The 11,915-nt window shown below is 71.2% G+C and carries 17 protein-coding genes; 9 read left to right on the top strand and 8 right to left on the bottom strand.

What is annotated here, in order from left to right; genetic code table 11:
- From ccrA to CUT83_RS00085, 4 genes are all read left to right on the top strand, one after another.
- A partial coding sequence (ccrA, locus tag CUT83_RS00100; RefSeq protein ID WP_101253831.1) for a crotonyl-CoA carboxylase/reductase occupies positions 1-1,167 on the top strand: 1,167 nt, incomplete at its 5' end.
- A gap of 41 nt (positions 1,168-1,208) precedes the next feature.
- Positions 1,209-1,958 carry an SAM-dependent methyltransferase gene (locus tag CUT83_RS00095; protein ID WP_194074689.1) on the top strand — a complete coding sequence of 250 codons (750 nt, stop codon included), beginning with the start codon at positions 1,209-1,211 and terminating at the stop codon, positions 1,956-1,958.
- Between the two features lie 182 nt (positions 1,959-2,140).
- Positions 2,141-2,494: a tRNA-binding protein gene (locus tag CUT83_RS00090; RefSeq protein ID WP_101253830.1), complete on the top strand. Its 354-nt coding sequence runs from the start codon at positions 2,141-2,143 to the stop codon at positions 2,492-2,494.
- Between the two features lie 34 nt (positions 2,495-2,528).
- The gene (locus tag CUT83_RS00085) at positions 2,529-3,314 is read left to right on the top strand and encodes a thioesterase II family protein (protein ID WP_101253829.1); all 786 of its coding nucleotides are present in this window, start codon (positions 2,529-2,531) and stop codon (positions 3,312-3,314) included.
- A 70-nt stretch (positions 3,315-3,384) separates the two neighbouring features.
- Here the strand turns inward: CUT83_RS00085 and CUT83_RS00080 are convergent, their stop codons facing one another.
- The 5 genes from CUT83_RS00080 to CUT83_RS00060 all read right to left on the bottom strand — a co-directional run bounded on the left by CUT83_RS00080 (position 3,385) and on the right by CUT83_RS00060 (position 5,471).
- A complete protein-coding gene (locus tag CUT83_RS00080) occupies positions 3,385-3,864 on the bottom strand; it encodes a cupin domain-containing protein (protein ID WP_173914993.1) in 480 nt (159 codons plus the stop codon).
- 125 nt (positions 3,865-3,989) lie between these two features.
- Positions 3,990-4,574, bottom strand: coding sequence for a Uma2 family endonuclease (locus tag CUT83_RS00075; RefSeq protein ID WP_093852568.1), 585 nt, complete (start codon positions 4,572-4,574; stop codon positions 3,990-3,992).
- A gap of 176 nt (positions 4,575-4,750) precedes the next feature.
- Entirely contained in the window at positions 4,751-4,990 is a 240-nt protein-coding gene (locus tag CUT83_RS00070) for a hypothetical protein (RefSeq protein ID WP_101253828.1), read from the bottom strand.
- Positions 4,987-5,238, bottom strand: coding sequence for a hypothetical protein (locus CUT83_RS00065; protein WP_240958569.1), 252 nt, complete (start codon positions 5,236-5,238; stop codon positions 4,987-4,989). The genes CUT83_RS00070 and CUT83_RS00065 overlap by 4 nt, the downstream gene beginning before the upstream one ends.
- Complete coding sequence (locus CUT83_RS00060) at positions 5,235-5,471, bottom strand: hypothetical protein (protein WP_143688441.1); 237 nt, start codon at positions 5,469-5,471, stop codon at positions 5,235-5,237. The genes CUT83_RS00065 and CUT83_RS00060 overlap by 4 nt, the downstream gene beginning before the upstream one ends.
- 180 nt (positions 5,472-5,651) lie before the next feature.
- On the opposite strand from CUT83_RS00060, the gene CUT83_RS00055 reads away from it, so the two are divergent.
- The 5 genes from CUT83_RS00055 (at position 5,652) to CUT83_RS00035 (ending at position 9,951) form a co-directional block, all read left to right on the top strand.
- Positions 5,652-6,953 carry a helix-turn-helix transcriptional regulator gene (locus CUT83_RS00055; RefSeq protein WP_500691330.1) on the top strand — a complete coding sequence of 434 codons (1,302 nt, stop codon included), beginning with the start codon at positions 5,652-5,654 and terminating at the stop codon, positions 6,951-6,953.
- Positions 6,950-7,483 carry a GNAT family N-acetyltransferase gene (locus tag CUT83_RS00050; protein ID WP_101253826.1) on the top strand — a complete coding sequence of 178 codons (534 nt, stop codon included), beginning with the start codon at positions 6,950-6,952 and terminating at the stop codon, positions 7,481-7,483. The genes CUT83_RS00055 and CUT83_RS00050 overlap by 4 nt, the downstream gene beginning before the upstream one ends.
- A gap of 117 nt (positions 7,484-7,600) precedes the next feature.
- A complete protein-coding gene (locus CUT83_RS00045) occupies positions 7,601-8,407 on the top strand; it encodes an SDR family NAD(P)-dependent oxidoreductase (RefSeq protein WP_101253825.1) in 807 nt (268 codons plus the stop codon).
- A gap of 133 nt (positions 8,408-8,540) precedes the next feature.
- The gene (locus CUT83_RS00040; RefSeq protein WP_101253824.1) at positions 8,541-9,119 is read left to right on the top strand and encodes a dienelactone hydrolase family protein; all 579 of its coding nucleotides are present in this window, start codon (positions 8,541-8,543) and stop codon (positions 9,117-9,119) included.
- 289 nt (positions 9,120-9,408) lie between these two features.
- Positions 9,409-9,951: a 5-formyltetrahydrofolate cyclo-ligase gene (locus CUT83_RS00035; protein WP_338104346.1), complete on the top strand. Its 543-nt coding sequence runs from the start codon at positions 9,409-9,411 to the stop codon at positions 9,949-9,951.
- A 21-nt stretch (positions 9,952-9,972) separates the two neighbouring features.
- On the opposite strand, the gene CUT83_RS00030 is transcribed toward CUT83_RS00035, so the two are convergent.
- The 3 genes from CUT83_RS00030 to CUT83_RS00020 all read right to left on the bottom strand — a co-directional run bounded on the left by CUT83_RS00030 (position 9,973) and on the right by CUT83_RS00020 (position 11,843).
- The gene (locus CUT83_RS00030; protein ID WP_101253823.1) at positions 9,973-10,392 is read right to left on the bottom strand and encodes a VOC family protein; all 420 of its coding nucleotides are present in this window, start codon (positions 10,390-10,392) and stop codon (positions 9,973-9,975) included.
- A 52-nt stretch (positions 10,393-10,444) separates the two neighbouring features.
- Positions 10,445-10,654, bottom strand: a complete 210-nt coding sequence (locus CUT83_RS00025; protein ID WP_241524755.1) for a hypothetical protein — start codon at positions 10,652-10,654, stop codon at positions 10,445-10,447.
- Positions 10,651-11,843 (bottom strand): IS3 family transposase gene (locus CUT83_RS00020; protein WP_101253822.1). Its coding sequence is split into 2 segments (ribosomal slippage): positions 10,651-11,579 and positions 11,579-11,843, totalling 1,194 coding nucleotides; the frame shifts between segments, so codons are not numbered across the junction. The genes CUT83_RS00025 and CUT83_RS00020 overlap by 4 nt, the downstream gene beginning before the upstream one ends.
- Positions 11,844-11,915: the final 72 nt, after the last annotated feature.

Below are 11,915 nucleotides of genomic sequence, written 5' to 3'. Positions count from 1 at the left end.
GAGCTGGGCCCCGGCGAGGCCCTGGTGGCGGTCATGGCCTCCTCGGTGAACTACAACTCGGTGTGGACCTCGATCTTCGAACCGGTGCCCACCTTCGGCTTCCTGGAGCGCTACGGCCGCACCTCGGAGCTGGCCAAGCGCCACGACCTGCCGTACCACATCATCGGCTCCGACCTGGCCGGCGTGGTGCTGCGCACCGGCCCCGGCGTCAACGCCTGGCAGCCCGGCGCCGAGGTCGTCGCCCACTGCCTGTCGGTGGAACTGGAGAACGCCGACGGCCACAACGACACCATGCTCGACCCCGAACAGCGCATCTGGGGCTTCGAGACCAACTTCGGCGGCCTGGCCGAGATCGCCCTGGTCAAATCCAACCAGCTCATGCCCAAGCCCGCCCACCTGTCCTGGGAGGAAGCCGCCGCCCCCGGCCTGGTCAACTCCACCGCCTACCGGCAACTGGTCTCCCGCAACGGCGCCGCCATGAAACAGGGCGACAACGTCCTCATCTGGGGCGCGAGCGGCGGCCTGGGCTCCTACGCCACCCAGATGGCCCTGGCCGGCGGCGCCCACCCCATCTGCGTGGTCTCCTCCCCTCAGAAGGCCGACATCTGCCGCGCCATGGGCGCCGAGTCGATCATCGACCGCAACGCCGAGGACTACCGCTTCTGGAAGGACGAGCACACCCAGGACCCCCGCGAATGGAAGCGCTTCGGCAAGCGCATCCGCGAACTCACCGGCGGCGAGGACGTGGACATCGTCTTCGAGCACCCGGGCCGCGAGACCTTCGGCGCCTCCGTCTACGTCACCCGCAAGGGCGGCACCATCACCACCTGCGCCTCAACTTCCGGCTACATGCACAGCTACGACAACCGCTACCTGTGGATGAGCCTCAAGCGCATCATCGGCTCCCACTTCGCCAACTACCGCGAGGCCTGGGAGGCCAACCGCCTGATCGCCAAGGGCAAGATCCACCCCACCCTGTCCAGGACGTACTCCCTGGCGGAGACCGGCCAGGCCGCCCACGACGTGCACCGCAACGCCCACCAGGGCAAGGTCGGCGTGCTGTGCCTGGCCCCCGAGGAGGGCATGGGCGTGCGCGACACCGAGACGCGGGCCAAGCACCTCGACGCCATCAACCGCTTCCGCCCGCCCGGCACCGCACCGAAGTGAGCGTCATGAGCCACCGGGGCTACCCGAAAGGTGAAGATTCGTTGGAATCCGCTGCATTCCCACAGTCCGGCGTCCAGGGCGCCGGCGGCGCCCCCGGAGTCCTCGGCCCCGCCTCCTTCTACCGCGACGGGGGAGCGCGCGCCATCATGCGTGCGGCGAACTTCCCCGACGAACTGCTGCCCTTCCTCCAGATGGAAGGACTCGCCGCGATGGATGCCGTCTGCCGGCACGAGTGCGACAGCCTGGTCGAACTCGGCTGCTACGACGGCCGCGCCCTGGAAGTGGCCCGGGCGGCCGGCGTCCGCTACCTGGGTGTGGACGTGAACCGGGGCGCGATCGACTCGCTGAACCGCCGCATCGGGGACGAGGGCCTGGGCGACCGGGCCCGCGCCGTACTCGGCGACGCCCTGCACTGCGAGGAGTGGTCCTCCGAGGTGACCGGTGAGCGTCCGCTGCACCTGCTGCCGTTCAACCTGGTGGGCAACTTCACCGAGCCCGAGAAGGTCCTCGCGGGCGTCGGCGGCCTCGGCGGCCTCGCCCTGATCTCGGTGTTCAACGAGGAACCGTGGACCACCGAGGTGCGCCGCGCGTACTACACCGCCTGCGGCATCGGCATCGTGGAGGAGGTCCCCGGACCGTACGGAGGCGTCCTGTTCCGCGGCGACCAGGGCTTTCGCTCCCAGTCGTTCAGCAGCCGCGGCGTGGCGGACCTGCTGAGCGCCACCGGTGCCGCCACCGTGCGCGAGAGGACCCACAGGCTCGGACGCTGCATCACCGTGCGCCTCGCCTGAGACCCCGGAAGGATCCGCGCCCCGGCCTGCCGCAGGCCCTCCCCCCTTCCGGGAGGGCGGACGCGGTGCACGCGGGGTGCACCGCCCCTTACCGTGGGGGATGCCGTGCCCGCCGGCACGGCCCGCAAGCACGAACACGGCCGCGCCCCGGTGCGCCCACGACGGAAACAGGAAGCGATCCCGTGACGAACAGCCAGCAGCTCAAGCCCGAGACCGGCGCCGACAGCTTCTTCGCGACCGACATCCGGGTCGGCCGCGTCCTGTCGGTGGAGGAGTTCCCCGAGGCCCGCAAGCCCGCCTACAAGATCAAGGTGGACTTCGGCCCGGCGGGAGTGCTGCAGACCAGCGCCCAGGTCACCAACTACCCGGCCGAGGACCTCAAGGACCGCCTGGTGGTGGGCGTCATCAACCTGGGCAGGAAGCGCATCGCGGGATTCACCAGCGAGTTCCTGATCCTGGGCTCCTACGACGCCGAGGGCGCCGTCCACCTGCTGTCACCCGAGCCCCAGGCGTCCCCCGGCGACCTCGTCGGCTGACGTACCCCTCCCCACGAAAGGAGCGCCGCGCCCCGTGCACGGCCCTGACGACGGCACCTGGATCCGCCGCTTCCATCCCCGGCCCGACAGCGGTGTCCGGCTGGTCTGCCTGCCGCACGCGGGAGGCTCGGCGAGCTTCTTCTTCCCGCTCTCGCAGGCCATGCCGCCCTTCGTGGAGGTCCTGGCCGTCCAGTACCCGGGCCGGCAGGAGCGCCGCGGTGAACCCGCCGTGGACAGCGTCCCCGAACTCGCCGACCGCGTGTTCGAGGCACTGGCGCCCTGGGCGGACCGGCCGCTGGCCCTCTTCGGGCACAGCCTGGGCGGCATGGTCGCGTTCGAGGTGGCACGCCGCTTCGAGCGGCAACCGGGCACGGCCGCGGCACTCCTGTTCGCCTCCGCGTGCCGCGCCCCTTCGGTGCCGCGGCACCCGGAGAAGGGGTGGGTGCACCTGAAGGACGACGCCGGCCTCGTCGAGGAGCTGGTGTCCCTCGGCGGGACCGACCCCCGCCTCTTCGCCGACCACGAGTTCCTCTCCATGGTGCTGCCCGCCGTCCGGGCCGACTACCGCGCCGCCGAGCGGTACGTCCGCGAGCCGGGCGAGCCGCTGCGCTGCCCCGTCGTCGCCCTCACCGGCGACAGCGACCCCAGGGTGGGCGACGCCGACGTGAAGGCGTGGGAGGAGGCGACGGAGGGCACCTTCGACCTGCTGTCCTTCCCAGGCGGCCACTTCTACCTCAACGGCCGCCACCGGGAGGTGGCGCGGGCCGTCTCGGAGCGTCTGCGCGACTGCGCCGGCGAGCCCCCGCCGCCGGGCGGGTGACCGGCACGGGCGGGTGACCGGCACGGGCGGGTGACCGGCACGGGCGGGTGACCGGCACGGGCGAGGCCGGTCACCCCGCGCCGGCCTCCCCCTCGGCCTCCTGCTCCGCCTCCCGTTCCGCCTCGGCCTCCCTGGCCTCCGCCGCGTCCGCGTCGGCCTTCGTACGGTGCACCGCGCCGTGCGGGTGCTCGGGCGGGGCGTAGAGGGAGTACAGCTTCAGCGGCTCCTCGCCGGTGTTGACCACGTTGTGCCAGGTCCCGGCCGGAACGAGGACCACCCAGTCGTCGACGACCTCCCGGTCGAAGGACATCCGGTCCCTCTCCGGCCCCATCAGCACCCGGCCCCGCCCGGCCTCCACCCGCAGGAACTGGTCGCGGTCGATGTGCATCTCCAGGCCGATCTCGCCGCCCGGCTCGATGCTCATCACCGTCAGCTGGAGGTTGGTGCCGGTCCACAGGGTGGTGCGGAAGCGGTCGTTGGTCAGGGTCGCCTGCTCGATGTCCAGCGCGTGGGGGCGCGGCCCGTGGTCCCTGAACGCCTCGGAGCTCATGGGAGGTACTCCTTTTCCGTCGCGTACCGGCATTATCGGCGGCGACCGGCGCCGGGACGGGGACCGCCGTTCCGGCGCGCGTACGGCGGCGGCGCGGACGCGTACCCGGACACGCACCCTGGCCGTCAGGCCATCAGCTCCTTGAGCTCGCCGGTCTCCAGCACGATCCCCACCGGGTCGGGCAGCCGCAGCTCCTCGCCGAGGCCGGCCGTGGTGTGGACGTCCCGGTAGCGGCCCTTCTCCGGGTTGGAGTGCACGACCAGCTCATGGCGCTCGCGGTCCACCAGCAGATACACCGGGATACCGGCCGCCGCGTACCCGTCGGGCTTCTCGGTACGGTCCCTGCCGGGCCGGGTGGAGGTGACCTCCACGGCCATCAGCACACCGGCGGGGTCCGACCACTCGCCACGCCCGGCGAAGTACATCTCCGGGGCCAGCACCCCGTCCGGCCGGGCCCGGCCACTTCCGTACTCCTCCACGATGAGCCCCTGCTCCGGATACAGATACAGCTCGGGCCGCTGCACCATGCACCGCTTGAGCAGCCACCTGATGATCTCTCCGTGATCCCCGTCCGGCACCGGCTTGACCCTCAGCTCTCCACGTACGAATTCCAGCTTCACCGTCTGCGGGGCGGCGGCTTCGAGCTGCTCGAACTCCTCGACGCTCATCTGCGCGGAGCCGTTCGTCTGTGCGGACCGATCGATGGCCATGGTCATCACGGATCTCCTTCCGATCTCCACCGTAGCGGCGGCGCCCGCCCCGTGCGCACGGTAACGGCGGGCGCGCGCAGAAGGAGCCGAGAAGTCCGGCCCCACCCGAAAGGGTGAACGAGGTGGTGGGCGGACCGACGCGGCCTCGTCTTCCGCCGCTCCCCCACCGGACGCGGTCACCGCCCGGCCCCGGGCCGGGCGTCGTCCAAGGCGGTGGCGGACGGCTCGTCGGCGGCGGCCTGTGCGGCCTGCACGACCGGGACGGCGCCCGTCGCGCAGGCCGCCGCCCCGATGCCGAGTACGTTCGCGGCGGCGAGGACGGCTCCGGCCACGATGCCGTCCGGCTCCGGCAGGCGGAGAGACCGGGGAGCGCGGGGCACGCGGGGCGCACGGGGGGCGCGGCGGCGGGCGCTCACCCGGCCACCTCCCGGATCGCCTCCGGCTCGGTGGTCCACTCCACACCGCCCCCGACCGGGGCCAGCCACGCCACCGGCGGGCCGCTCCCCGGCCGGAACGCCGATCCCGTGTACACGGCGGTGCCGTCCGGCTCGGGGCAGACCGCCCGCAGCACCCCGGTCCGCCCGGTGGCGGTGTCCAGCACGGTCCGCCCCAGCAGCGGGTGGTCCCGGTGCCCCAGGCCGATCTCCCGCCCGGCCGCCCTCACCGCACGCTCCTGAGGTCGCCGACCTCGGCCCACCAGCGCGGCTCGCGTCTGCCCTCGCACCGCAGCAGAGCCCGCGCCGGGCGGCCCGCACCCTCGGTGTAGACCTTCCCGGAGGCGTCCCGCAGGAGCAGGACCACCGCGACGCGGCCCGTCCCGGTGTCCAGGACCCGTATGCCGACCGCCGGCCAGGAGGACGCTCCGGTGGACGCGGGGCCGCCTGTGGTCGTGGTCATCGTCGTCGTCATCGCCTCGTTCCGGGTCTTTGGGGACCGATCGCCGCCTCCCGCTCGCCTCGGCGGGCCCGCGGCTCCTGTCCCGCCCAGTCAACGGCCGCGTACTGCGGGGGATAAGGAAAAGCCGGAGCCCCGCGGACCGTCCCCAACCGGAAATTTCCCCTCATCGACTTCTACGCAGTGCCTCCGAGTGGCTACTTTGGGTCAGCACAGAGGAACCAGAACCTCAGAAGTCGCATGCTCGAAGCGGGCCTCACCCAGGAGGAGTTGGCCGAGGCCGTCAACTTCCGGCTGCGCGCCGACGGGCACGAGGGCACCGTCAGCGACCGGACGGTGCGCAACTGGCCGGCCGGAAAGACGGTTTGGCCGCATGCTCGGCAGAGGCAGGCTTTAGAAGCGGTGTTCGGTTGCGCCGTCGAGGAGTTGGGCTTCACACCTCCGGCGGGCAGGTGCGGCACCGCACCCTCACCGGAGCAGGAGGAGCCCGTGCGACGCCGTCACTTCCTCACCGCCACCACCGGGACGACCGCCGCAGCCGTCCCCCTGGTCGCCGCCGCCCGGCCGCCCTCCGTCGGCACATCCGACGTGACCCGGCTCCGCGAGGGACTGGAGACCCTGACCACCCTGGACCACACCCGGGGCGGGCACGAGAGCCTGGAACGCGCGGCTCTGTCCGGTGCCGACCAGGCGCTGAAGATGCAGGAGCGGGCAGCCTCCCAGCGCGTGAGGCAACGCCTGTTCGGCGTGGCGGCCGACTACACGGCAGCCGCCGCCTGGTCTGCGATCGATGCCCGCCACCGCAAGCAGGCTCAGCAGTATCTGGATCGCGCGCTGTACCTGTCACGTATGTCCAGGAACCACACTGCGGAGCTGAGGGTGTGGAACTCGTACGCGATGCTGGCCCGTGAGAGCGGGAACTACACGCAGGTCGTGGACGCCGCGCAGGCGGCACAGACCACCGCCGCCGCCCGCCGTGATCCGTTCTTCGCCTCGCTCGCCCACGCCCGCACGGCAACCGGTCATGCCTATCTCGGTGACCGCCAAGCCGCCCTGCGGTCTCTCGGGTATGCCGAAGAGGCCCCGGCCAAGGCCGATCTGCAAGCACCACGGCCGAGTTGGGCCGTCTTCTACGGCCCTGGGGAGTTGTACGGACTCACCTCGATCATTCACGGTCGACTCGGTGATCCGGCCAAGGCCGAGGCCGCCTCTCACAAGGATCTAGCCGCCACTCCTGCCCGGTTCCGCCGCAACCGGGCCATGGGCACGGCGTGGCTCGCCCTGGCTCAGCTCCATCAGCGCGATGTCGAGCAGGCGTGTGCCACCGCCGAGACGGTCTTCGATCTGATGGAGGGCGACCCTCTCCCGGGGAGGATGCGCTCCCTGCTCGGCGACTTCCACCGCGACCTGATCACCACCGCCCCCGACTCCGCCGCCGCGCGGGAGTGGGGCGACCGCCACCGCAACGAATGGACCCTGGCATGACGACCGCCACCGACCTGGACCTGCGTCACTACACTCATGAGGACCTTCCTCGTATCCGGCAGACCCTCCTGGAGGTGCATGCCGACGCCTACGCGGACCAGATGGATGACGAGTTTGTCCAGCGCTTCCCCTGGTTCGTGGACCACTGGGGCGGTAATCCCGGCTTCTCCTGCGTAATCGGCTACGACGGCGACGAACCGGTGGGCTTCGCCTACGGTGCTCCCGCCACCCCCGGCCGCGAGTGGTGGCGGGAGTTCCTGGACCCGGCGCCCGAGGCGTCCCGCACCTTCGCCGTCTCGGAGCTGATGGTGCGCCCGCAATGGCGCAAGACCGGCGCCTCCCGGCTCCTGCACCATGGGCTGCTGGCGAAGCACGACGAGGACCTGGCCGTCCTGCTGGTGGATGTCGAGCACCCCAAGGTGCAGGCCCTGTACGAGTCCTGGGGCTACCGGAAGGTCGGCGAGCGGCAGCCCTTCGCCGACTCCCCGCTCTTCGCGGTCATGCTCGCCGAACTTCCGCTGCCCGACTGATCACCGCGTGCCGCGCAGCCCTGCGCGGCCCACACGTCGCCCAGTGCGCCGAGACCGGCCAGGACGCCGCTCACGGCGGGACGTTCTTCACTCACGCAGGAGACGAGGCAGGGCCGTATGGACAATCCCTTACCCGCGAAGGTCGCCGTCGTCGGTGGCACACGCGGCATCGGCGCCGCGATCACTTCCACGTTCGTGACCTCCGGGGCGGACGTCCTACTGACCGGGCGCAGCGTTCCGGAACACGTACTGGAGACCTTCCGGGAAGCCGGGTGCCGCGCCGGACAGACCGTGGAGGGGCTGGCTCTCGACGTCACCGAGCACGACTTCGCGCACCGGCTGGCCGAGTCCGCCCGGACATCGCTCGGCGGCCTGGACGTACTGTGCCTCAACGCCGGCGTCTTCCCCAACAAGCCGCTGGCGGACATGACGCACGCCGACGTACGCGAGGTCTTCGCCACCAACGTGGAGAGCCAGATACTCGCCGCCGCGGCGTGCGTGCCGCTGCTGCGGGAGTCGGGACGCGGACGGATCGTGCTGACCTCCTCGATCACGGGCCCGCTCACGGGCTTTCCGGGCTGGAGCCACTACGGCGCGAGCAAGGCCGCGCAGCTGGGTTTCATGCGTACGGCCGCGCTGGAACTCGCCCCGTACGGCATCACCGTGAACGCGGTGGCTCCCGGCAACGTGATGACCGAGGGGCTCGAGGAGTTGGGTGAGGCCTACCTCGCCCAGATGGCAGCGACCGTTCCCCTGGGCCGCCTCGCCCGGCCGCAGGAGATCGCCGACGCGGTGGAGTTCCTCGCCGGCGAACGGGCCTCGTTCATCACGGGGCAGGCCATCACCGTCGACGGCGGCCAGACCCTGCCCGAGTCACCGGAAGCGGTGTTGCCGACCAGCGCCGGTACGCACGCCCCGTCCTGATCCCCTCGGCACTGCGGCCCTGCCGAGGTGCGTCTCCTCCGCTCCCCGACCCGAGCCGCCGGGGAATGTCAGTGGCTCCTGCGACACTCCCCACGGCGGCGCCGTCCGGGTGCCGCCGGAGCGAGGGGGTCGTATGGCCGAGGTAGTGCTGTTCCACCACACGCACGGACTGACGTCCGGAGTGCGGGAGTTCGCGCGGGAGCTGGAGGGGGCCGGTCACACCGTCCATCTGCCGGACCTGTACGAGGGGCGGATCTTCGACGATATGGCGGAGGGCGCGGCGTACGCGCGGGAGGCAGGGTTCGGCACGATCACCGAGCGCGGCCGGGCCGCCGCCGAGGACCTGCCCGGCGAGGTGGTCTACGCGGGGTTCTCCCTCGGTGTCCTGCCCGCGCAGATGCTGGCCCAGACGCGCCCCGGGGCGAAGGGTGCGCTGCTGTTCCACGCCTGCGTCCCGGTCTCCGAGTTCGGCGGCGAGTGGCCGAGGGGGCTGCCGGTGCAGGTGCACGGCATGGAGGCCGACGAGTTCTTCGCCGGGGAGGGCGATCTGGAGGCGGCCCGCGCCCTGGCCCGTACGGCCGACGACGCGGAGGTGTTCCTCTACCCCGGCGACCGGCACCTGTTCGCGGACGGCAGCCTGCCCTCCTACGACCGCGAGGCGGCCGCACTGTTCACGGAGCGCGTGCTGAAGTTCCTCGACCGCGTCGGGTAGCCCAGCGCGGCGGCCGGGATAAGACGAACCTGCGGTGATCGAGGCACAGGACCGGCTGATGACGCTGATGGAAGCGGCCTGACCACGGCATGAGGGAGCACAGGGTGCGAACGCATATGGATGATCGCAAGCAAGAGGTACGCGAGCGGATATGGGCCCTGCTCGACGCGGAAGGCGCCGCACTCGACACGACCACCCATGGCCGTATCCCGAACTTCAGGGGGCCCCTGCCGCCGCGGACCGGCTCGCGAAGCTCCCGGCATGACAGGGCGCGAGGGTGGTCAAGGCCGTGCCGGACAAGGCGCAAGTGCCCGTACGCGCACATGCGCTGTCCGAGGGCAAAACGGTGTTCATGGCGGTGCCCAGGCTCGCCGGCCCTCGCCCCTTCTACCTGCTCGGTCCCGCCGCTCTGCGCGTACCGCCGCACGAGGCGGCCTCGAGCAGGATCGCGGCAACCGTCGCTCCGCAGGTGGACGTCGACGAACTCCGGCCCGTCGACCTGGTGGTGGGCAGCGTCGCGGTGAACCGGGCCGGGGTACGGGTCGGCAAGGGCGCCGGGTACTCCGATCTGGAGTTCGCCTTCCTGGCGGAGGCCGGACTGATCGGCGAGCGGACCGTGGTCGTCTCCACGGTCCACCCGCTCCAGGTCGTGGACGGCGATCTCCCCGCGACGGAACACGACTTCGGAGTGGACCTGATCGTCACCCCGGAGGAGGTCATCTCCTGCCCTTCCCCGCACCGTCCGGCAGGGCTGGTCTGGGAGCACCTGGATCCGGCGAAGATCGCATCCATACCCGCCCTGGCGGCCCGCGCTCCGAGGGGTGGGGAGTGAAAGCGCCGTAAGCCGGTACGGCTAGTCGCTGCTGCCGTCCGTGTAGAGGCAGAAGGGGTGGCCCGCCGGGTCGAGCATCACCCTGACGTTGTCCTGCGGCTGATGGCCGGTCTCCCGTGCGCCCATTTCCAGCGCGTGTGCCACGGCCGCCCGCAGGTCGACGACCTCGAAGTCGAGGTGCATCGTGATCCGCTGAGCGCCTTCCCGAGCCGGCCAGGCCGGGGGAACGTATCCCTCCGAGAGCTGGAAGGCGATGTAGGCCACGCCCTCCGGCGGCGCGACGGCCGCCCCGTCAGCGTCCTGCTTGACGATCTCCCAGCCCAGCAGTTCCGAGTAGAAGCGCGCCAGTGCCCGCGGGTCGGGCGCTTCGAGCACGACGCCCCACCAGTCGTGCCTCGACTTACGAGGAGTGTCGGGCTCGTGGGCCGGTCGTCCGCGCATGCCGACGACAGTACTCCACGGCTGCTTCGCCACCGCGGCTGTACGGGCGGTCTCAGGCGGCGTCGCGGTGACGCTCGGCGTAGGTCAAGGCGAGGAACTGCTCCAGTTCCTCGTCCGACTCGAACGTGTCGGCTGCGAGATCGTCCAGCGAGCGGATCGGCTGGGTGTTCTTCGCTGCCAGCAGTTCCTCGACCGACAGGCGTGGCCGGAGCGGCGGATTGAGCTGCCCCGAGTTTCGTAGAGTCCGCGATCGTGTGATCAAGCGGTCTGCGGGACTTCCTCCAGGTACGCCCAGTACGTCTGCTCGTACTCGTCGGGCGGCACGTAGCCCAGGGCGGAGTGGAGTCGTTCACCGTTGTACCACGCGACCCACTGGAAGACGGCCCGCTCGACCTGGTCGAAGTCCCGCCATGGCCCCTGATGTTCGATCAGTTCGGCTTTGAACGTGCCGTTGAGGGCCTCGGCCATCGCGTTGTCATAACTGTCCGCGACGGACCCGACCGACGCCGAGGCACCGACCTCGGCGAGACGTTCCGTGTACCGAATGGATACGTACTGCGACCCGCGGTCGCTGTGATGGATGAGATCGGCGTCCTTCTTGATCCTCTGCCGCCACAGCGCCATCTCCAGTGCGTCCAGCGGCAGGTCCGTGCGCAGGTGCGTGGCGGCCTGCCAGCCCACGATCCGGCGTGAGTACGCGTCCAGGACGAACGCGACGTAGACCCACCCCGACCAGGTGCGGATGTAGGTCAGGTCCGCCAGCCACAGCTGGTTGGGCCGCTCGGCGGTGAAACGGCGGTTGACCAGGTCCGGCGGGCGCGGCGCGGCCGGCTCGGGGACCGTGGTGCGGCGGCGCTGCCCGCGGATGACGCCCTCGATGCCGAGCTCGCCCATCAGCCGCTCGACCGTGCAGCGGGCCACCGTGTGTCCGGCGCGGACCAGGGCGCGGGTGACGCGGCGTGCGCCGTAGGTGCGCCCGGAGTCCTCCCACGCGGCTGTGACCAGCGGGATCAGTTCTTCGTCGCGCAGGCGTCGGGCCGACTTCGGCCGCGTCTTGCGCGCGAAGTACGTCGACGGCGACACATCCAGCACCCGGCAGACGGGATCGACCCCGAGGCCCTTGTCGCGCAGGTGGTCGATCACCTGCTCGGCCTCGTCCGGGGACGGTCGATCTCCTGGGCAAAAAACACCGAGGCGGCCTTCAGGATCTCGTTGGCCCGCCTCAACTCGGCGTTCTCCTTGCGGAGTTCCTTCAACTCGTCGCGCTCGGCGGTCGTCAGCCGGTCGTCACGCTCGCCGGCGTCCGCCTCGGCCTGGCGGACCCAGGACCGCAGGGCTTCCTTGTGGATGCCGAGGTCGCGGGCGACGTGGGCCACAGGGCGGCCGGTCGCGCGGACCTCGCGCACCGCCCGCTCACGCAGCTCATCGGGGTACTTACGGGGTGCTGGCATTGCTCGTGGTTCTCCTTACGCCTGGAAGCGTAACCCAGGCTTGAGGGACTCCACGAAGATCAGTACAGCTCA

It is taken from the genome of Streptomyces barkulensis (genome assembly GCF_002843305.1).
Classification (GTDB): Bacteria; Actinomycetota; Actinomycetes; order Streptomycetales; family Streptomycetaceae; genus Streptomyces; species Streptomyces barkulensis.
Note: the sequence above shows the minus strand (reverse complement) of the source record. Positions and strands in the feature narration are given on the sequence as shown.

Bases quoted from the DNA above. Each gene is read 5' to 3' on its own strand.
- CUT83_RS00030 (WP_101253823.1), bottom strand. From the start codon at position 10,392: ATGCGCGGACGACCGGCCCACGAGCCCGACACTCCTCGTAAGTCGAGG.
- CUT83_RS00080 (WP_173914993.1), bottom strand. From the start codon at position 3,864: ATGAGCTCCGAGGCGTTCAGGGACCACGGGCCGCGCCCCCACGCGCTG.
- CUT83_RS00060 (WP_143688441.1), bottom strand. From the start codon at position 5,471: ATGACCACGACCACAGGCGGCCCCGCGTCCACCGGAGCGTCCTCCTGG.
- CUT83_RS00040 (WP_101253824.1), top strand. From the start codon at position 8,541: ATGGCCGAGGTAGTGCTGTTCCACCACACGCACGGACTGACGTCCGGA.
- CUT83_RS00050 (WP_101253826.1), top strand. From the start codon at position 6,950: ATGACGACCGCCACCGACCTGGACCTGCGTCACTACACTCATGAGGAC.
- CUT83_RS00075 (WP_093852568.1), bottom strand. From the start codon at position 4,574: ATGGCCATCGATCGGTCCGCACAGACGAACGGCTCCGCGCAGATGAGC.
- CUT83_RS00045 (WP_101253825.1), top strand. From the start codon at position 7,601: ATGGACAATCCCTTACCCGCGAAGGTCGCCGTCGTCGGTGGCACACGC.